20 protein-coding genes are annotated in these 17,923 nt (G+C 71.8%); 5 read left to right on the top strand and 15 right to left on the bottom strand.

Annotated elements, in window-relative coordinates:
- Nucleotides 1-39 precede the first annotated feature (39 nt).
- Genes LL648_RS05475 through LL648_RS05465 form a run of 3 tightly spaced genes read right to left on the bottom strand, consistent with a single transcriptional unit; the run spans nucleotide 40 to nucleotide 2,659 of the window.
- Nucleotides 40-1,230, bottom strand: coding sequence for a DegT/DnrJ/EryC1/StrS family aminotransferase (locus LL648_RS05475; RefSeq protein WP_232661298.1), 1,191 nt, complete (start codon nucleotides 1,228-1,230; stop codon nucleotides 40-42).
- Nucleotides 1,227-1,970 carry an amidohydrolase family protein gene (locus LL648_RS05470; RefSeq protein ID WP_232661297.1) on the bottom strand — a complete coding sequence of 248 codons (744 nt, stop codon included), beginning with the start codon at nucleotides 1,968-1,970 and terminating at the stop codon, nucleotides 1,227-1,229. Before LL648_RS05470 ends, LL648_RS05475 begins: the two co-directional genes overlap by 4 nt.
- Entirely contained in the window at nucleotides 1,967-2,659 is a 693-nt protein-coding gene (locus tag LL648_RS05465) for an amidohydrolase family protein (protein ID WP_232661296.1), read from the bottom strand. Before LL648_RS05465 ends, LL648_RS05470 begins: the two co-directional genes overlap by 4 nt.
- 53 nt (nucleotides 2,660-2,712) lie before the next feature.
- On the opposite strand from LL648_RS05465, the gene LL648_RS05460 reads away from it, so the two are divergent.
- A complete protein-coding gene (locus LL648_RS05460; protein WP_232661295.1) occupies nucleotides 2,713-3,453 on the top strand; it encodes an amidohydrolase family protein in 741 nt (246 codons plus the stop codon).
- Nucleotides 3,450-4,205 (top strand): amidohydrolase family protein, encoded by a 756-nt coding sequence (locus LL648_RS05455; RefSeq protein WP_232661294.1) that lies wholly within the window; start codon nucleotides 3,450-3,452, stop codon nucleotides 4,203-4,205. Before LL648_RS05460 ends, LL648_RS05455 begins: the two co-directional genes overlap by 4 nt.
- Before the next feature lie 14 nt (nucleotides 4,206-4,219).
- Here LL648_RS05455 and LL648_RS05450 read toward each other — a convergent pair whose 3' ends face one another.
- From LL648_RS05450 to LL648_RS05430, 5 genes are all read right to left on the bottom strand, one after another.
- Nucleotides 4,220-5,059, bottom strand: a complete 840-nt coding sequence (locus tag LL648_RS05450; RefSeq protein ID WP_232661293.1) for a dihydrodipicolinate synthase family protein — start codon at nucleotides 5,057-5,059, stop codon at nucleotides 4,220-4,222.
- Nucleotides 5,056-5,928, bottom strand: a complete 873-nt coding sequence (locus tag LL648_RS05445) for a carbohydrate ABC transporter permease (protein ID WP_232661292.1) — start codon at nucleotides 5,926-5,928, stop codon at nucleotides 5,056-5,058. The genes LL648_RS05450 and LL648_RS05445 overlap by 4 nt, the downstream gene beginning before the upstream one ends.
- Nucleotides 5,925-6,791 carry a carbohydrate ABC transporter permease gene (locus LL648_RS05440; RefSeq protein WP_232661291.1) on the bottom strand — a complete coding sequence of 289 codons (867 nt, stop codon included), beginning with the start codon at nucleotides 6,789-6,791 and terminating at the stop codon, nucleotides 5,925-5,927. The genes LL648_RS05445 and LL648_RS05440 overlap by 4 nt, the downstream gene beginning before the upstream one ends.
- A gap of 13 nt (nucleotides 6,792-6,804) precedes the next feature.
- Nucleotides 6,805-8,052, bottom strand: coding sequence for an extracellular solute-binding protein (locus tag LL648_RS05435; protein WP_232661290.1), 1,248 nt, complete (start codon nucleotides 8,050-8,052; stop codon nucleotides 6,805-6,807).
- 94 nt (nucleotides 8,053-8,146) lie between these two features.
- Nucleotides 8,147-9,301, bottom strand: coding sequence for a DegT/DnrJ/EryC1/StrS family aminotransferase (locus LL648_RS05430; RefSeq protein ID WP_232661289.1), 1,155 nt, complete (start codon nucleotides 9,299-9,301; stop codon nucleotides 8,147-8,149).
- A 63-nt stretch (nucleotides 9,302-9,364) separates the two neighbouring features.
- Here LL648_RS05430 and LL648_RS05425 point away from each other — a divergent pair, with 63 nt between their 5' ends.
- Complete coding sequence (locus LL648_RS05425; RefSeq protein WP_232661288.1) at nucleotides 9,365-10,585, top strand: hypothetical protein; 1,221 nt, start codon at nucleotides 9,365-9,367, stop codon at nucleotides 10,583-10,585.
- Nucleotides 10,586-10,589: 4 nt separating this feature from the next.
- Here LL648_RS05425 and LL648_RS05420 read toward each other — a convergent pair whose 3' ends face one another.
- The 4 genes from LL648_RS05420 to LL648_RS05405 are packed head-to-tail and all read right to left on the bottom strand — an operon-like array spanning nucleotide 10,590 to nucleotide 14,311.
- Nucleotides 10,590-11,642, bottom strand: coding sequence for a dihydrodipicolinate synthase family protein (locus LL648_RS05420; RefSeq protein WP_232661287.1), 1,053 nt, complete (start codon nucleotides 11,640-11,642; stop codon nucleotides 10,590-10,592).
- Entirely contained in the window at nucleotides 11,642-12,649 is a 1,008-nt protein-coding gene (locus tag LL648_RS05415) for an NAD-dependent epimerase/dehydratase family protein (protein WP_232661286.1), read from the bottom strand. Before LL648_RS05415 ends, LL648_RS05420 begins: the two co-directional genes overlap by 1 nt.
- A 58-nt stretch (nucleotides 12,650-12,707) precedes the next feature.
- On the bottom strand, nucleotides 12,708-13,595 hold the full coding sequence (locus LL648_RS45020; RefSeq protein ID WP_232661285.1) for a Gfo/Idh/MocA family protein: 888 nt from the start codon (nucleotides 13,593-13,595) through the stop codon (nucleotides 12,708-12,710).
- 35 nt (nucleotides 13,596-13,630) lie between these two features.
- Complete coding sequence (locus LL648_RS05405; protein WP_232661284.1) at nucleotides 13,631-14,311, bottom strand: TetR/AcrR family transcriptional regulator; 681 nt, start codon at nucleotides 14,309-14,311, stop codon at nucleotides 13,631-13,633.
- A gap of 66 nt (nucleotides 14,312-14,377) precedes the next feature.
- On the opposite strand from LL648_RS05405, the gene LL648_RS05400 reads away from it, so the two are divergent.
- On the top strand, nucleotides 14,378-15,487 hold the full coding sequence (locus tag LL648_RS05400) for an FAD-dependent oxidoreductase (protein ID WP_232661283.1): 1,110 nt from the start codon (nucleotides 14,378-14,380) through the stop codon (nucleotides 15,485-15,487).
- A gap of 15 nt (nucleotides 15,488-15,502) precedes the next feature.
- Here the strand turns inward: LL648_RS05400 and LL648_RS05395 are convergent, their stop codons facing one another.
- Together LL648_RS05395 and LL648_RS05390 are read right to left on the bottom strand one after the other, a co-directional pair.
- Nucleotides 15,503-15,922 (bottom strand): RidA family protein, encoded by a 420-nt coding sequence (locus tag LL648_RS05395; RefSeq protein WP_232661282.1) that lies wholly within the window; start codon nucleotides 15,920-15,922, stop codon nucleotides 15,503-15,505.
- A gap of 60 nt (nucleotides 15,923-15,982) precedes the next feature.
- Entirely contained in the window at nucleotides 15,983-16,588 is a 606-nt protein-coding gene (locus LL648_RS05390) for a GNAT family N-acetyltransferase (RefSeq protein ID WP_232661281.1), read from the bottom strand.
- 67 nt (nucleotides 16,589-16,655) lie between these two features.
- Here LL648_RS05390 and LL648_RS05385 point away from each other — a divergent pair, with 67 nt between their 5' ends.
- Nucleotides 16,656-17,183 (top strand): TetR/AcrR family transcriptional regulator, encoded by a 528-nt coding sequence (locus tag LL648_RS05385; protein WP_232661280.1) that lies wholly within the window; start codon nucleotides 16,656-16,658, stop codon nucleotides 17,181-17,183.
- Nucleotides 17,184-17,277: 94 nt separating this feature from the next.
- Here LL648_RS05385 and LL648_RS05380 read toward each other — a convergent pair whose 3' ends face one another.
- Entirely contained in the window at nucleotides 17,278-17,868 is a 591-nt protein-coding gene (locus tag LL648_RS05380) for a TetR/AcrR family transcriptional regulator (protein WP_232661279.1), read from the bottom strand.
- Between the last annotated feature and the right edge of the window lie 55 nt (nucleotides 17,869-17,923).

Below are 17,923 nucleotides of genomic sequence, written 5' to 3'. Positions count from 1 at the left end.
CAACCATGACCTGCCTTTCAGGTTGCTTTAAGGGTCCCTTCAGGCTGGTACCTGCGGCTCGATGCGGTGGGCTCTGGGCGAGGCGAGCACCTTCGCCAGCGCCGCGGCGACGTCGCCGGCCCGCTCCGGCTCGTCCATGAGCATCGGCTGGCGCACCCAGACGACCGCTTGCGCCGCGTCGGCCGCCGTCGGCGCTGGTTCAGCGCGGGCGCCGGCCGCGACCAGCGCCGGGAACGTCGAGAGCGGCCGGTAGCCGCCGTCGAGCGGAACGCCTTCGGCCGCCATCGCAGCGAGCAGGAACTCGCGGTCGACCGGATCGTGCAGGCGGAGCATGAGCAGGTGGCGCGAGTCGCGGGTCGTCCCGGCCGGGGCCGGCACGACGCTCACCGCGAGGCCGGCCAGCGACTGCTCGACTGCTGCGCAGAAGGCGGCGCGCCGGTCCAGCTCGGCGTCGAGCCGGTCGAGCCACGGCAGCAGCAGCGCCGCCTGGATCTCGGTGAGCCGCAGGTTCCAGCCCAGGTTCGGATGCCCGTACCAGGCGTCGCCGGGCACGCGGCCGAGGTTGCAGACCGACCAGATCGCCTCGTGGACGTCCGGGTTCCGGCAGATGATCATGCCGCCCTCGCCCGCGGTCATCGCCTTGCTCGACTGGAAGCTGAACACCCCGGCGTCGCCGATGCCACCGACCGGACGCCCCTGGTACGCGGCTCCGTGCGCCTGCGCGGCGTCCTCGACGACCGCCAACCCGTTGCGCGCGGCAACCGCGCAGATCGCGTCCATGTCGGCCGGGCTGCCGGCCAGGTGCACGGGCATGATCGCCGCCGTGCGGGCGGTGAGCGCCGCCTCGACCGCGGCCGGCGAGATGTGCAGGTCGGTGGCGTCCACGTCGACCGCGACGGGGACGGCGCCGGCGAGCAGCACCGCGGTTGCCGACGCGACGAACGTGTAGGCAGGAACGACAACCTCGTCGCCGGGCCCGACCCCGAGCCCGCGCAACGCCGCGAACAGCCCCAGCGTGGCGTTGCCCGTCGCGACGGCGTGCGGGGCGCCCGATTGCGCCGCCATGGCGGCGGCGAGGTCGGCCACTACGGTCCCGCCTTGGGTCGCTCCCCACTGCCCGCTCTCGAGCACGGCGGTCACCAGCGCACGCTGGGCGGGGTCGAGCGGTGGCGGCCACGACGGCCAGGGATCCGTGCGGACCGGCCGGCCGCCGTCCAGCGCGAGTGTCATGCGAGCCCCAGCACTTGTGCGAGGTTGTGGTGCCCGACCGCCGCGCGTTCGGCGTCCGAGAGCGGTGCGAGCAGCAGCCGGCCCACGCCGATGCGCAGGTCGAGGAAGCAGGCGTCGGACCCGAAGACGACCCGATCGGCCCCGGCGAGCCCGACCAGCCGGGCCAGCCACCGGCCGGTCATCTTCGAGCCGCACACCTCCAGCAGGACGTTCGGCAGGTCCGCGACCAGCCGCACCGCCCGGTCGAAGCCGTCCGGGAACAGCCCGACGTGGCCCATCAGCAGCGGCACGTCCGGGTGGCGCGCGGCGACCGTCGCGAACTGCTCGGCATCGCTCCACGGCGAGCCGGTCTGGCCGTGCGCGAGCACGGGTTGGCCCAGCTGCCAGACGGGCTCGTAGCGCGGGTCGTCGAGACGGCAGCGGTGCACGTCCGGGTGGATCTTCACGCCCCATAGATCGGAGCTGCCGTCCGTGCTGCTCAGGGGCGTGCGGTGGTGCGGGTTGTAGACCTGCCACACGCCGAACCGGCCGGGGTGCTGCCGGGCGATCTCCATGGCCAGCCGGTTGCCGGCCACCGCGTCGGGCCCGACGGCGAGCAGGTGGCTGATGCCCATCGTGGTGACGCCGACCCGGTCCATCATCGCGAGCAGCCCCTCGGCGCTCGGGTCGGGGATCAGGAAGTCCGGCCACGACCCGACGTGGCCGTGCGCGTCGAGCAGCCGCGTCATCCCGAGCGTCACCCCGGCAGTCCTTCCAACAGTCCTTCCAGCGATCCGGCCGCGATCAGGTCGACGTCGGCCGGGGGCAGGTCGAGGTGGTCGAGCAGGAACCGCGGGCCGCAGTCGTCGAGCACCGGGGCGCCGGTGCCGAACACCAGCCGCTGCGCGCCGAACCGCTCGGCCAGCCACTCGACGCCGCCCTCGGTGTTGACGGTGCCGATCTCCGTCCAGACGTTCGGCGCGACGGCCAGCAGCTCGGCGAGCGCCCGCAGGTGCCGGTAGCCGGGATTCAGGACGAGCATCCGCAGCTCGGTCAGGTGCCCGGCGAGGGTGCGCAGCTCGGCGGGCGAGGTCTCCTCGAAGTCGACGGCGACCGGCACCCCGAGATCGCCGAGCGTGCGCAGCGCGATCGGGCCGGTCAGGTCGAACCGGTGCCGCTGCGGGCACAGCCGGACGAGCCGCGCACCTGCGGCGTGGACGTCCGCCCCGGCCACCCCTGGCACAACAACCGGGACGGGGATCAGCCGCGGGTCGGTGAGCTGCGCGAGCGCGTCGTTGCCGGCCTGCGGATCGCTGTAGAGGCCGATCGTGTGCGTGACCAGCGCCGAATCGATGCCGAGGCGCTCCATCTCGGGACGCGGATCGGTGGGCAGGTCGTCGAACGGCACCGGCCCGGCGAGCCGGTGGGCGTCGATCACCTTCCGCGGCACGCCGTGGACGCTAACACGATTTGGGTCCGGACCGTAATGGCATGATGCGAGGCATGACGGACCCGTTCGACGCCTGGCGGCTGGTGGGCGACCTGCAGGTGACGCTCGACGTCGACGTGCTCATCGGCGCCTTCCCCGACCGCGACGGACCGGCGGGCGACCCGGCCGCGGTGGCGGCGACGCTCGGCGCGCACCGGATCGCGACCGGTGCGGCGGCAAACCTGCGTGCGGCGCTGTTCGACATGCGTTCGGGCAACGACGAGATGCTCGCGACGGGCGCACCGTTCGTCCCGGTGGCGGTCGCGGACCTGCGCGACCCGATCGGCGCGGCCCGAGAGCTGGAGCGGGTGGCCGAGCGGGGCGCGCGGGCCGTCCGGCTCTTCCCCGACGAGCAGGGCGTCGAGGCCGGCTTCCCGTCGGTGCGCCACGTCGCGAAGAAGGCCGTCGCGTTGGGGCTGACCGTGCTGACCGGCGGGGACGTGCGCCGGTTCTGGCGACCGTTCGCCGGGCTCGGCGCCACCGTCGTCTTCCTGGACACGCACTTCTACCACCTGGGCGACTTCATCGTCGCCGCGCTCGACGAGCCCGGGTTCCACACCTCGACCCGCCTGCTCAACTCGCCCGACGCGCTGGAGACGGTCGCCGCGCACGTCGGCGCCGACCGGTTGCTCTACGGCTCGCGCGCACCGCACTACGAACCGCTCGTCCCGCTGCTGCGGCTGGCCACCGGCGGGCTCGACGCCGAGCAGGTCGCGGCCGTCGCGGGCGGTACGGCCCGGAGGTTGCTCGGATGATCATCGATGTGCACGCGCACTGGGGCCCGTGGTTCTTCACGATGGACGTGGCCCGCGCGAGCGTCGCCACCATGGACCGGTACGGCATCGACGTCTCGATCGTCTCGGCGACGGAGGCGGTGATCTACGACGCGCCGGCCGGCAACCGGGCGCTGGCGGGCGTGCTCGACGGCCAGCGCCTGTTCGGCCACGTGACCGTCAACCCGCGCCGGCTCGCCGACGGTGAACGCGACCTGCGCGAGTACCTGCCGACGGGCCGGTTCGTCGGCGTCAAGATCCACACCGACTACACCGGTTCCCCGCTCACGTCACCGCAGATGCGTGAGGCGCTGACGATGGTCGCGCCGTTCGGCTGCCCCGCGCTCGTGCACACGTGGGGACCGTCGGTGCTCGACCTGGCGCAGGCCTGCCTCGACATCCCCGGCCTGCGGGCGATCGCCGGGCACATGGGCGCCGACGGCCACCGGTTCGCGATCGAGGCCGCCCGCTCGTGCGACCGGCTCTACCTCGAACCCTGCTGGTCGCACGCGCCCGCGGGCCGCATCGCGCAGGTCGTGGCCGGCGTCGACACCCGACAGCTGCTCTTCGGCACCGACTCGACGCTGATCGACCCGGCATCAGCCTTCGGCGCGGTAGCGGCAGCAGGACTGACCCGCGAAGCAAAAGCCCGCATAGCGTGGGAGAACGCGGCCGCCCTGTTCACCGTCGACAACGACGTTCTGGCTGCTTGGAACGTTTCAAAACAGCCATAACGTCGTTGTCGACGCTACGGGCGGTGCGGGTCTTGGGCGTGCGCTTCGGGGATGCGGCCTTCTTCGGCGGCTATGCGGAGCATCCGGCTCACGTAGCCCTCCATCGGGTCCTTGAAGGTGCGTTTGGCCAGCGCGTCCAGACGGGTGGAGGCCTTTTCGAACGCCCGCAGGTCGTTGTCGCGGTAGGCCGCCAGCACCGCCGCGGTCGTCCCGACAGACGCTGCGGCGATCCCGACCAGCGCCGCCTCGGCGCCCCAGAGCAGCGACGCCGCGAACATGCGGTCCTCGCCGGTGATCGCGAGCCGCCCGGCCGCCCTGGTCAGGTCGATCGCTCGCTGGCAGCCCATCGCGTCCGACAGCAATGCCGTCTTGAGCCCTGCCACGCCGGGGTGTTCGAGCACCGCGGCGAGCTCGTCGGCGCGGCACGGCATCGTGTAGAGGTCGAACGCGATCATCGGGAGGCCGGCGGCCCGCCACACCGCGTCGTGCGCCGCGACCCGGTCGCCGGGTGGTGGGAAGACCAGCACCCCCGACGCGCCCAGCTCGGCGGCCACCTGCGCCTGCGCGGGTGCGTCGGCATCCGCGCCGCCCCCGACCCCTACCAGCACCGGAACGCCCACCGCGACCGCCCGTTCGATCACCGCCGCCCGCTCGGCCGCAGAGAGGAACGGGCCGCGGCCGGTGTGCGCGAGCACCGCGAGCGCGTCCGCACCGGAGGCGACGAGCCCACGCAGGTAGGTCTCCACGACGTCGAGGTCGATCACGGCCTCGCTGGTCATCGGGGTGGCCGCGGCCGCGATCAGCGTGCCGCGCAGCCGGTCGCGCAGCTGCTCGGCGGCCGGGTCGGGCCTCACTTGAACCCCGTCGAGGCGATGCTGTTCACCAGGTAGCGCTGCAGCAGGAAGAACACCACGAGGCATGGCACCACGGAGACGGCCGCCGACGCCATCACCATCGCCAGCGGGTACTCCTCGCCCCGCAGCGAGGTCAGCCCGACGGTCAACGTCCGCAGCTCCTCGCTCTGCGCGACCACGAGCGGCCACAGGAAGTCGTTCCAGTGCCACAGGAACACGAACACCCCCAGCGTCGCGAGGATCGGTCGGGTGAGCGGCAGGACGATCTGGCAGAAGATCCGCCACTCGGACGCGCCGTCGATCCTGGCGGCCTCGAACAGCTCGTCGGGCAGGTCCCTGATGAACTGGCGCATCAGGAACACCGCCTGCGAGTTCGCGAGCGTCGGGACGATCATCCCCCAGAACGTGTCGACCCCGTCGAGGCTCGAGACCAGTACGAACAGCGGGATGAGCGTCGCCTGGAACGGCACCATCATGGTCGCGAGGAACGCCCACATCAGCGCGTCCCGCCCGGGGAAGCGCTTCTTCGCGAACGCGTAGCCGGCCATCGACGCGGTCAGCAGGATGACGACCACGGAGACGCCCGCGTAGATCAGCGAGTTCACCGTCCAGCTGACGAACCCGGCGGCCGTGAGCGTGCTGACGATGTTGTCCAGCGTCAGCGCGTCGGGCCACTGGTGGGGCACGGTCGGCGCGCGCGGCGGGGAGAGCGCCAGCACGAGCATCACCGCGAACGGGCTGACCGTCAGGATCGACACGACCGCCAGCAGCGCGACGAGCGGCCAGCGGCCCGACATCCGGCCCCACGTCCGACGCCGCGTCGGCGCCGGCGCTGTGGGGGCAGCGGGATGTGCCGCGGTGAGCGTCATGCCGCGCTCCGGTCGATGAACCGGCGTTGGATCATCGAGACCACGAAGACCAGCAAGAACAGCACGACCCCGATCGTCGCGGCGTAGCCGAGGTCGAAGAACTTGAACCCCTGGTCGTACAGCGCGTAGATCAGGTTGAAGCTCGCCCGCGAGGGCCCGCCGCCGGTCATCACGTAGATCATGTCGAACGTCTGGAACGCCCCGATCGTCTCGATGACCAGCACGAAGAACAGCGCCGGGCGCAGCAGCGGCAACACGATCAGCCGGAAGCGCTGCCACGCGCTCGCACCGTCGACGCGGGCCGCCTCCAGGTACGACTCGGGGATCGCCTTCAACCCGGCGAGCAGGATCAGCATCGAGTACCCGAAGCCCTTCCACACCTGCACGACGGCCAGCGAGGGCAGCACCAGCGCGGTGTCGTCGAGGAACCCGACCGGCCCGAGGTCGAGGTACCCCAGCAGGCCGTTGAGCAGGCCGTCGAAGTCGTAGATCCAGCGCCAGATGATGCCGGCGAACACGAAGCTGGTGACGTAGGGCAGGAAGAGCATGCCCCGGAACAGGCCCTTCAGGAAGATCACCGAGTTGAGCAACAGCGCCGTGCCCAGCGCGACGACCACCGTCAACGGGACGTAGATCGCCACGTAGACGACGGTCACGCGCAGGCTGCCCAGGAAGATCGGGTCGCGCAGCAGCCTGGCGTAGTTGTCGACGCCGGTGAACGTCCACTCGCCGCTGATCTTGTAGTCGGTGAGGCTCATCCCGGCCGCCCCGAACGCCGGGACGAACCTGAAGATCAGGAACAGCACCAGCATCGGCAGGACGAACAGCAGCCCCGCGACGGGATCCCGCAACCGGTGTCGCACGTGCTCCCTGCTCTCAGCGCGCGGCGGCGAGCTGCTCGTCGGCCTGCTTCGCGGCGTCGTCGAGCGCCTGCTGCGCGCTCTTGCGGCCCTGCAGCGCGGCCTGGATCTCCGGAGAGAGCAGCGTCATCACCTGGCGGGCCAACGGGTGCGTGTCGCCGGGGAACGCGAACTCCAACGACTTCTCGAACTCGGTCGCGGTGGCGGAGCGCCCCTCGACCTTCGCGTCGGTGCGCGCGGTGAAGTAGCCCGACTCCTTCGACAGCGCCGCGCTGACCTCGGGTGATGCGACGTAGGCCGCGAACTTCTTGGCCGCCTCCAGGCTCTTGGACGCCTTTGCGAGCACGAGCCCACCCGGGATCCCGAACGCCACGCGCTTGGTGCCCTGGATCGGCAGCCCGACGGCGACGTTCTCCGGGCCGAGCGCCGCGCCCAGCTGGACGGCGCCGATGTTCGCCGCCGCGTGGTAGAAGCCGCTCTTGCCCTGGCTGAGCGGGCCACCCTCGATGACGTTGGTCAAGGTCGCGGCGTTCGCCGGGAGCCCGCCGGCGGCCTGCAGGTCGAGCAACATCTGCAGCGCCCGGACGCCTTCCGGCCCGTTGAACGCGACCGACTTGCCGTCGGGAGCGAAGACGGAGCCGCCGTAGGACCACAGGATCGGGTAGAAGCTCAGGTTGAGCGACGTCTCCGGGGCGCCGGGGTACATCAGCACGGGGACGCCGTTGGCGGCGAGCTTCGGCGCGGCCGCCTTGACCTCGTCCCAGGTGGTGGGCAGCGTCGTGACGCCCGCGTCCGTGAAGACCTTCCGGTCGAAGATCGGCGACGTGATCGTCTGGTAGATCGGGACGCCGTACAGGGCCCCGTCGGTGGTGAGCGCGGCCAGCGCGCTCGGCCGGAAGGCGTCCTTGGCGTCGGCGACGACGTCGTCGACCGGGGCGATCGTGCCCTGCGCCGCGTACTGCGGGATCTGGTCGGGCCCGAGCACGACCAGGTCGAAGCCCTTCTTCGACACCAGCGCCGTGGTGACCTTCTCCTGGCGCCCTTCCCACGGCTGCAGGTCGACCTTCACGTCGATGCCGGCATTCGCGGCCTCGAAGTCCTTCTCGACCTTGTCCCAGAAGGCCCGGCTCTTCGCCTGGTCCTCGATGACGGGGTACATCCACATCGTCACCGTCGACGTGCCACTGTCGCCGGCGCCGCCACCGCACCCGGCGAGCACCGCGCCCAAGACGGCCGCGAGACCGGCTGCCACTACCTTCCGCATCGGGCTCCCCCAGGGGTCGATCATCGGTGAATACCGGTCCGGACCGAAACCTATCGAGCTACCCGTTCGTGGGTCAACGGCCGAGTCCGGACCGTTAGGCGAAGCTCCTGAGCTCCTTCGCGATCAGCGCCACGTGCTCGTCGGTGTAGTTCTCGTTCCAGTCGATGACGAGCAACGTGCGTTCGACCAGCTCCTCGGCGCGCGGGCACGGCAACGTCGGGCCGGCCGCCCCGTCGAGCGGGAACGCCGAGCTGCCGTAGATGGGCCCGGACCACACGGGCGCCCGGTTGAGCGGTTCACGCAGGTAGCCGGCTCGGGCCGGGATCCCGGCGGCACTCAGGTGCGCGGCCAGCTGCGGCGCGTCGCCGCGCGGGCGGACCAGCGGGAACAGCCACCACGCGTGCCCGTCGGGGCGCGGCAGCACGGTGTCGGGGAGCCCGTCGATCGCCGCCAGCAGCGCCTCGGCGCTCGCCCGGCGCCGGGCGACGACCGCGGGCAGCTTCGCCAGCTGGGCCCGCGCCACCGCGGCCTGCAGCTCGGTCATCCGGTAGTTGAGGCCGAACGTCTCGTGCGAACGACCGGCCGCGCGGTCCCACCCCTTGTCGGCGAACAGGCGCATCGCCTTGGCCAGCCGGTCGTCGTCGGTGATCACGAGCCCACCGTCGCCGCACGTGATGTGCTTCCACTGCTGCAGGCTCAAGGTGCCGACCGAGCCCGCGGTGCCGGCGAGCCGCCCGTCCGGCACCCGGGTCAGCCACGCCTGCGCGCAGTCCTCGATCAGCACCAGGCCGCGCTCGTCGGCGAGCGCGCGCAGCTCCGCAACCGGCGCCGGGGCGCCGAACAGGTGCACCGCGATGATCGCGCGGGTCCGCGGCCCGATCAGCGCTGCGACGGCGTCCGGGTCGAGCGCGCCAGTCGCGGCGTCGACGTCGGCGAACACCGGCACCGCGTTCTGCGCCAGAATGGGCGCCACGGTCCCGAAGTCGGTGATCGGGGTCGTGATGATCTCATCGCCCGGCTCGGGCGCGGCCGCGACGACCGAGAGGTGGAGTGCGGCGGTGCCGGAGCTGCAGGAGATCGCGTGTCGTGCGCCGTACAGCTGCGCGACCTCGCGCTCCAGCGCACGCGCCGCGGTTCCCCAGACCGAGCTGAGCATGCCCGAGCGGATCACCTCGCCGAGGGCGGCAAGCTCCTCGTCGCCGAGCGTCCGGCCGTCGGCATCGGCCATCGACGGGAACCGCAGGACCATCCGCACTCCTCAGTGGCTACGATTGCGGCCCCGACCGAAATACCGGACGAGAGGAGGCCGCGGGTGGGCATCGTGATCGGTGTCGTCGGGCCGCACGATCTTGTCGACGACGTCGCGGCCACGTGCGAGGAGCAGCTCGGGGTCACCGCGCTGCGGCTCGACTACGACCACGAGTCGCACGCCCCGGCGATCGTCGAGGCGCAGGCGGGCGCTGTCGAGGGCTGGCTGTTCACCGGCATCGTCCCGTACATGCTCGCCCGCGACGCCGACGTGCTGACCCGCCCCGCCGCGTTCGTCGACTACTCGGGCTCGACGCTGCTGGGCGCACTCGTGCGGCTGCAGCACGAGGGGCACGACGTCTCGCGCCTGTCGATCGACACGCTCGCCACCGGCGAGGTGATCAGCACGTTCACCGAGGCGGGCCTGCCCACCGGCGAGCTGCGCACGCTGCCGTACCGCCGGGAGATGACGTCCGAGGGGGCGATCGCGTTCCACCGCCGCGGCGGCGCCCGCCCGGTCGTCACCTGCCTCAGCTCGGTGCGCGACGCGCTGCGCGACGAGATGCACGTCCTGCGGCTCGTGCCCTCGGTCCGTTCGGTGCGCGTGGCGCTGCGCCAGCTGCTGCTGACCGCGGAAGGGCAGGCGCAGGAGGACGCCCAGATCGCGCTCGGGCTGGTGGAGGTGGCCGGCGAGGACGGGTTGCTGCGCGAGGCCGCGGCGCTGGGCGGCACGCTCGCGGCGTTCCGCGGGGGCACGCACCTGCTGGTCACGACCCGTGGCCCGCTGCACGACGCGACGGCGGGCTTCACCGCGCTGCCGATGCTCACGCGGCTGGCCGAGCAGAGCGACGTCGTGCGTGTCGGCTTCGGGCTGGGCCGCAGCGCCGCGGAGGCGGAGAGCCTGGCCAGGCGCGCGCTCGCCAGGGCCCGGCGCATCGGCGACGTCGCCGCCGTGCTCTCGCTGCGGGCCGACACCGACATCGTGCTGGAGTCGGCGCCGGCCGCGCCGATCACGGGGGCCGCGGGCGGCGCACACAGCCTCGCGCTGCTCGCCCGCCGCGTCGGCCTCTCGGTGCCTACGCTGGAGAAGTTGCAGGAGGCCCGCGCCGCGGCCGGCGACGAGCCGCTGACCACCCGGGAGATCGCCGATCGGCTGGTCGTCCAGCAACGCACGGCGCGCCGCATGCTGCAGCGCCTCGAGCTCGCCGGGCTCGCCGAGCGCACCGGCAACCTGACCAGCGGGTCCAGTGGTCGTCCGCTCACCCTGTACCGGCTGACGCTCTGACACGTCAGGCCAGCCAGGTCGCGAGCCGCTCCGCGACGAACTCGTCGTCGCGCAGCCGCGGGTACGCCGCCCAGATCCGGTCGATCTCGGCCAGCTGACCGGGGGACAGCTCCTCAGCGGGGTCGAGGCACCACCGGCCGGCCAGCAACCCCTGCCGGCGCAGCACCTCGTGGATGCCCGGGATGCAGCCGCGGAAGCCGTTGGCCGAGTCGAAGATCGCCGCGTTGGCGTCAGTGAGGTGCCCGTCGAGCGAGAGCAGCCGCCGCATCGCGACGTCGTCGCCACCGCGCGCCAGCCGCGCCTGCGCCAGCAGCTCGACCGCCCGGTGCACCCACACCGCCCACTGGCCGAGCAGCCCGCCGACGAACTCGACGTCCACCTCACGGCCGTCGACGACCACGCGGTGCGCGGTGACTAGGTCGGCGAGGATGTGGTCGTCGTTGCCGGTGTAGAGCGCGACCTCGGCCGTCCGGCCCGCCCTGACCACGCCGTGCAGGACGTCCAGGGTGCGGTAGCGGTCGAACGGCGCGACCTTGATCCCCACCACGGCCTCGACCGAGGCGAACCGCTCCCAGAAGCCGCGGGTCAGCGGCCGCCCGCCGACCGCCGGCTGCAGGTAGAAGCCGATCACCGGCAGCACTTCGCCCACCGCGCGGGCCCGCTCGACCAGCCCGTCCTCGGCAAGCTCGCGCAACGGGCTGAGCAGCACCATGTCGTAGCCGAGCGAGCGCGCCAGCTCCGCTTCGGCTACCGCCTGTGCCGTCGTGCCCATCACTCCGGCGATCAGGGCGACCGGACGGTCGTACCCGCGCGCGGTCTCCGCGGCCAGCTCCAGCACCGGGGCGAGCAGCCCGGTCCCGTGCACGGCGAACTGCGTGGTGTGCACCCCGACGGCCAGCCCACCCGCGCCCGCCTCGACGTAGTAGCGGGTCAGTGCCCGCTGGCGGCGCTCGTCGAGCGTGCGGTCGGCGGTGAGCGCCAGCGGGTGGGCGGGGATGACCATGCCGTTGCGGAACAGGTCGGGCACGGTGCTGCTGGGGCTCGTCTCGCTGATCATCAGAAGCGGCCGTCACGCCGCTCGAACTTGGTGGGCTTGCCGAGCAGCGGCCCGCCATCGGCCACCCAGCGCGCGGTGTGCTCGATCAGCTCACCCGGCGTGAGCTGCGGATATCCGAACAGCCGATGGCACCGGGCGGCGTTGGAGAGCAGCGCGGTCGGGGCTGGTTCGCCGACGAACTCGGGCTCCTTGCCCAGCACCCGCCCGAGCTCCTCGGCCGCCCACCGGACGGAGAGCAGCTCGGGGCCGGTGACGTTCAGGACGAACGGCGGGACGTCGGCCAGCAGCAGGCTGCGCAGGGTCACCGCGTTCGCGTAGCCCTGCCACACGACGTTCACGTGGCCGGTCGCGAGGTCGATCGGAGTGCCGGCGAGCACCTTTTGCGCCAGGTCGACGAGAACCCCGTAGCGCATCTCGACGGCGTAGTTGAGGCGGATCAGCGCCAACGGGCTGCCGTGGGTCTCGGCGAGGTGCGTCAGCACCCGCTCCCGGCCGAGGCAGCTCATCGCGTAGTCGCCGACCGGGCCCGTCGGATCGTCCTCGACGCTTCCGCCGCTGGTCACGGGCACGAGCGGGTACACATTGCCGGTGGAGAGCGCGGCGATGCGCGAGCCGCGGAACCGGTCGGCGATCCGGCCGGGCAGGTACGCGTTCGTGAACCAGGTCGCCTGCTCGCGGCCCTGCGTACCGAACTTCGCCCCGACCAGCATCACGACGTTGGCCGCATCCGGCAGCGCCCGCAGGGCCTGATCGTCGGCGACGTCGGCGCTGACGACGTTCGCGCCGTCCGCCCGCAGCGCGTCGGCGAGGCCCGGCTCCGAGAAGCGCGAGACCGCGGTGACCGTGCGCGAGCCGCGGGTGGCGTTGAGCGCGAGCCGGGTGAGGCTCGGGCCGAGCTTCCCGCCTGCGCCGAGGATCAGGATGTCGCCGTCGAGCTTCTCCAGGTCCTCGACGAGCGCCGGGTCGGGGCGCGCGAGCCGCTCGTCGAGTTCCGCCGTCGTCCGCACGCGTTCCCCCCGCAGTTCCAGTTACGGCCCAGACCGTAACTGCGGGCCGGAACGGCTGTCAACGCGTGTGCTCACGGGCCGAGACCAGCACCTCCAGCACAGCACGGGTCTGCACCCACGGGACCGGGCTCGGCGCGCCGCCCACCATGGCGAGGAACGCCGCGATCGTGCCCTCGTAGCCGAGACCGCGCAGCGGCTCGTCGCCACCTTCGACGACGATCGTGTCGGTGCCGCCGGCCCGGTGCACGGCAACCGTGTAGGCCTCCTCGGCCGAGACGCCGATGATCTCGACGGTGCCCACGACACCCGACGCCCACCGCAGCGCCATGACCCCGGTGTCCTCCGAGTGCAGGCCGTGGTGGTGCCGGATCGCGCCCGCGGCCCCGACGAGCCGCACGTCCGGCCCCAGCAGCGCCACCAGCAGCTCGACGCCGTGCACGCCCATCGTCACGAGCGTGCCACCGCCCTCGGCCGGGGTGTCCTGCCAACGGTTGTAGCCGGTGGCCCACATGCCGACGTCGTGGCGGACGGTCGCCCGCACCGCCAGCACCTGCGCCGGGTCGAGCGCCGCCGCCGCGATCGCCGGCGCGAAGCGCAGCACCGAGCTGCTCAACACGCGGTCGCCGATCGGCAGCGCGTCCAACGCGTCGAGCTGGGCACGGGTCGCGGCCGCCGGCTTGTTGACGAAGCAGGGCAGCCCGGTCCCGAGCACCTGCGCGAGCGCGGCCGGGACCTGCGGGTTCGGCACCGTCAGCACCACCCCGTCCGGTGCGGTCGCGAGCAGCGCGGCCAGGTCGGCGCAGACGATCGCGCCCGGGTGCTCGCCGGTGAAGCGGGCCAGCCGCTCCCGGTCGGGCTCCCAAACGGCGAGCTCGGCGTGCGCGGCGAGCGTCTTGGCGTCGGTGTAAGGGTGACTGGTGGCCAGCCCGGCGATCGCGATCCGCACAGATCCCCCTCCCTCGATCTAGGCGGACCGCGACCCTAACGCGGCAGCCGCGCCTCGATGCCGTCGAGGACGAACTGCAGGCCGGTGCGGAAGGTCTCGTCGGGGTCGAGGTGCGGGCCGTCGTGGACCATCCTGGCGAGCGCGGGGAACCGGCCGGTCGCGAACGTGCGCAGCAGGTAGGGCCCGAAGGCGACCTGCCACTCGTGCTTGTCCATCCCGGACACCCGCTCGGCACGTCGTTCGGCGACCTCCCGACGTACGGCGCCGACCACGTACGCGTTGACGGCGGCCACCGCCGGCACGACGATTTCGAGCTCGATGTCGCCCATCGCGGCCAGCACGGCATCTCCGCCGGCCAGCGTGTTCGGTCCGAGCTGGGGCCGCCCGCCGATCAGGTCGGCCAGCCATTCGTGCTGGCGGGCGGCCTGCCGGGTGGTTTCGGCCAGGGAGCTCAGTGCTTCGCGCCAGCCGGCTCCGGTCGGTCGGATCTCGGAGTGAACGGCGTCGACCATCAGATCGAGCAGCTCCTCCTTGGTGGCGATGTAGCCGTACAGCCGCATCGGCCCGACGTCCAGCTCCGCGGCGACCTTGCGCAACGACACCGCGTCGAGGCCGTCGACGTCGGCGAGGCGGACGGCCGCCCGGACGATGCGCTCCCGGCTCAGCGGGGCCGGCGTCGGCCGTTCCGGCGGCTCCGGCCGCTCCCACACCAACATGCGGCGACGATACAGCGTTGGTGTTGATACACTGTATTGACCGATACGGTGAATCGAGGGGTGACCATGGAGATCGCGATCGTCGGAGCCGGCCTGGGCGGCCTGGCGCTGGCCAGGGTGCTGCACGTGAACGGCATCAACGCCGTCGTCTACGAACGGGAGTCGTCCCGCGAGGCACGTGGTCAGGGCGGCATGCTCGACATCCACTCCGGCCAGCGGGCACTGCGCGAGGCCGGGCTCATCGACGAGTTCTTCGCGATCGCCCGCGGTGAGGGCCAGGACCTGCGGCTTCTCGAGCCGGACGGCACCCTCCTGCTCCAGGAGGACACTCCCGACGACGCCCCGCTCCTCCGGCCCGAGGTCGATCGGGCCGATCTGCGCGACCTGCTGCTGGAATCCATCCCCGAGAGTGCGGTGCGCTGGGGGCACACATTCGAATCGTCCGCCGACGGCGTGCTGCACTTCGCCGACGGCAGCAGCACGACGTACGACCTGCTGGTCGGGGCCGACGGCGCGAACTCGCGGGTCCGCCCGATGCTCACCGACGCCCGTCCCACGCACATCGGCCAGAACGCCGTCGAGATCGGCATCCCGGATATCGACCGCACGCACCCCGACCTCGCGGCGATGGTCGGACGCGGCAGCTACTGGGTGCTCGGCGACGGGAAGTCGCTGGCGGCGCAGCGCAACGGCGACGGCCGCGTGCGCATCGGCATCAGCTTCTACAACACCGCCGAGGACTGGTTCGCCACCAGCGGGATCCCGTTCGACGACCCGGCCACCGCCAGGGCGCGGCTGATCGACATGCTCCCCGGCTGGCACCCGCGGTTCACCGCCTTGATCGCAGCCTCCGACGACATGATCCGGCTCTGGCCGATCAGCACCCTCCCGATCGGCCTGACCTGGCCGTCGAGGCCCGACGTCACCCTCGTCGGCGATGCCGCGCACCTGATGCCACCGGTCGGGGAGGGCGCCAACATGGCGCTGCTCGACGGCGCGCTGCTCGGGCTCGCCCTGGCCGCGCACCCGGACGACGTCCCCGCCGCCGTCGCGGAGTACGAGAAGGAGATGTACGAACGCACGACCGCCGCCGCCCGGGACTCCGCGGACATCCAGGAGATCTTGATGGCACCGGACGCCAGCCGGAGGATGCTCGCGTTCTTCAAACCGGGCTGAGCGACGGGCACGGTCTCAGCGCGCAGCGGTCACCATGATCTCGACGAGCAGCACCGGGAGGATCAGCGTCGCCTGCACGCACGCCCGCACCGGGGGGTTGGCGAGGTCCACCCAGGCGTTCCACTCCCGGTTGTGCTCGCTGAAGTCGCCCATGTCGGCGAGCCACACCTGCGCCGTGAGCAGCTTCGACTTGTCGGTGCCCGCTCCGGCGAGCAGCTCGTCGATCCGCCCGAGCACCTCCCGGGTCTGGGCCCGGATGCCCCGCGAGGGACCCAGCGGATGGGCGGTGATCCCGCTGAGGTGCACGGTGTCGCCGTGCGTCACCGCGTAGCTGATGACCGGGATCCGCGGGAACGGGTTGCCGTCCGGGTCGTTGGTGATCGGGACCGGCTGGCCGTCCTCGCCGACGGTGAGGTGCTGGCGCGTGATCGTCATGCAGGCGAAGTTACGGTCGTTCCGAGGATCTGCCCAATGCATATGATCGACGCCTGGTCATCAGGTTCCTGCATGTCGGGCGCGCTCCAGCCGCAGTTCCAGGTGCCTGCGGACGTCGGGCCACTCCGCCGCAAGGATGCTGTAGACGACGGTGTCGCGAACAGTCCCGTCGCGCCGGGGGCTGTGGTGGCGGAGCACGCCGTCCTTCCTCGCCCCGAGCCGTTCGATCGCTCGTTGTGAGTCGAAGTTGAAGCCGTCCGCGCGCAAGCCGACCACCGCGCAGCCCACGTTGTCGAACGCGTGGCCGAGCAGCAGGAGCTTGCACGTCGTGTTCACGTGCGACCGCTGGCGACTCACCCGGTAGAAGGTGTAGCCGATCTCCACCCGGTCGACCGCCGCGTCGATGTCGTGGTAGCGCGTCGTACCGATCACCTCGCCGGTGGCGTCGTCGATCACGACCCACGGCAGCATGGTGCCGCGACGCTGCCCGTCGAGTGCGGTGTCGATGTAGGCCTCCGCTTCACCGGGTCCAGGCACGGCCGTGTACCAGAGCTCCCAGAGCTTCCCGTCGGTCGCGGCGGCCACGAGCCCGTCGCGGTGCTCGCGCCGCAACGGCTCGAGCACGATGCCGGTACGCGTCAGGACCACGGGCTCCGGGACGATCATCTGCCGAACGTACCTCCGGCCATGAGCGCCGACCGCCGCAGAGCGATGACGGGACTAACTTCGTGGCGTGGACGAACGACGGGTGTTGATCGCGGCTCGCCGACTCTTCATCGAGCGGGGGCCGGACACCACGGTCGAGACCATCGCCATCGCGGCCGGGGCAGACCCGGCGGAGGTGACCGAGCAACTCGGCACCCCGCGCGACATCTTCATGGCCGCAATGCGGCTCGCCCCCGACCCCGACGAGCTGGTCCCGTTCCTCCTGGACACGTTCCGGCTGAAACTGATCGACACCAGCGACGAGCCGTTGCCCACGCTCCGCGCGATGCTGACCGACCCGGACGAGATCCCGCGGGTACAGCAGGCGGCCAACGAGCAGGCCGACAAGCTCGCAGCAGCGATGTCCGGAGCCGATCGCGAGGTGCGGGCCGCGGTCATGAGGTCGATCATGCTCGGCGTCGGGTTGGGCCGGGACCTCCTCGCGCTGCGAGGCCTGACCTCGGTGAGCACGGACGAGATCATCGAGGTTCTCCGGCCCGCGTTCGCGGCATTGGGCGACGGTCCACCCACGCTCGATGATCGTCTACCTGATTGATCTTGGTCCTGCAACGTCTCAAGGCGCGCGACATGTCGATCTTGGTTGACCTGCGGATCCGCGCTGCCCCACCACGATGACACCAGGATCAGCCTCACGTTTCCTCGATGAGCGGAAACGGGCAGAGCGCAGTGGTGATGGCGCGCGTCAACCACGTGGTGTACTGCTCGATCGGCCAGCGCTGGCCCAACACGAGCCGTTCATAGTGGTCCACTGCCACGTAGTTGAACAGCAGGTCGCGCACCTCGGTCGCCGAGATGGACCTCCGCAGCTGCCCGGTCTCAAGCAGATGCCCTGCCAGTACCGTCATCCCTGTCAGTGCCTCCGCGCAGAGCGCCTCCCATACCGGTCTCAGCCCGTCGTCGACGTGGCGACCATCGCGGATCAGGATCTGCACGCCGGCTGAGCGCTGCACCCGCTCGACGAGCGCCGCCACGAACAGCGCGATCTTGCGATGCACATCGGGCTCGGCCCGCATCGCCACCAGCTCAGGCCGCTCCCAAACGGCGACCGGTTCATCATCACCAGCAATGACCTGGTCGAACACGGCCTTCGCCAGCACCGCCTTGGTGCCGAACCCCTTGTAGACGCTCTCGGCAGACACCCCGGCCCGCGCCGCGACCGCCGCGATCGTCGTAGCGCGGAACCCCTCGCCCTCGAACAGCTCCCGCGCAGCGGCGATCACCGTGCGTCGCCTTTCCCGCGCTCGCTCCTGGCGCCGCGACGCGTCATATGACCTC

Origin of the sequence: Pseudonocardia sp. TRM90224 (assembly GCF_021245725.1) — a bacterium.
Classification (GTDB): domain Bacteria; phylum Actinomycetota; class Actinomycetes; order Mycobacteriales; family Pseudonocardiaceae; genus Pseudonocardia.
This window is presented reverse-complemented; position numbering and strand designations above follow the sequence as displayed.

Coding starts and splice junctions, on each gene's coding strand:
- LL648_RS05390 (WP_232661281.1), bottom strand. CDS start 16,588: ATGATCGTCCCGGAGCCCGTGGTCCTGACGCGTACCGGCATCGTGCTC.
- LL648_RS05430 (WP_232661289.1), bottom strand. CDS start 9,301: ATGGTCCTGCGGTTCCCGTCGATGGCCGATGCCGACGGCCGGACGCTC.
- LL648_RS05420 (WP_232661287.1), bottom strand. CDS start 11,642: ATGATCAGCGAGACGAGCCCCAGCAGCACCGTGCCCGACCTGTTCCGC.
- LL648_RS05475 (WP_232661298.1), bottom strand. CDS start 1,230: ATGACACTCGCGCTGGACGGCGGCCGGCCGGTCCGCACGGATCCCTGG.
- LL648_RS05395 (WP_232661282.1), bottom strand. CDS start 15,922: ATGACGATCACGCGCCAGCACCTCACCGTCGGCGAGGACGGCCAGCCG.
- LL648_RS05400 (WP_232661283.1), top strand. CDS start 14,378: ATGGAGATCGCGATCGTCGGAGCCGGCCTGGGCGGCCTGGCGCTGGCC.
- LL648_RS05445 (WP_232661292.1), bottom strand. CDS start 5,928: ATGACGCTCACCGCGGCACATCCCGCTGCCCCCACAGCGCCGGCGCCG.
- LL648_RS05460 (WP_232661295.1), top strand. CDS start 2,713: ATGACGGACCCGTTCGACGCCTGGCGGCTGGTGGGCGACCTGCAGGTG.
- LL648_RS05455 (WP_232661294.1), top strand. CDS start 3,450: ATGATCATCGATGTGCACGCGCACTGGGGCCCGTGGTTCTTCACGATG.
- LL648_RS05435 (WP_232661290.1), bottom strand. CDS start 8,052: ATGCGGAAGGTAGTGGCAGCCGGTCTCGCGGCCGTCTTGGGCGCGGTG.
- LL648_RS05405 (WP_232661284.1), bottom strand. CDS start 14,311: ATGTTGGTGTGGGAGCGGCCGGAGCCGCCGGAACGGCCGACGCCGGCC.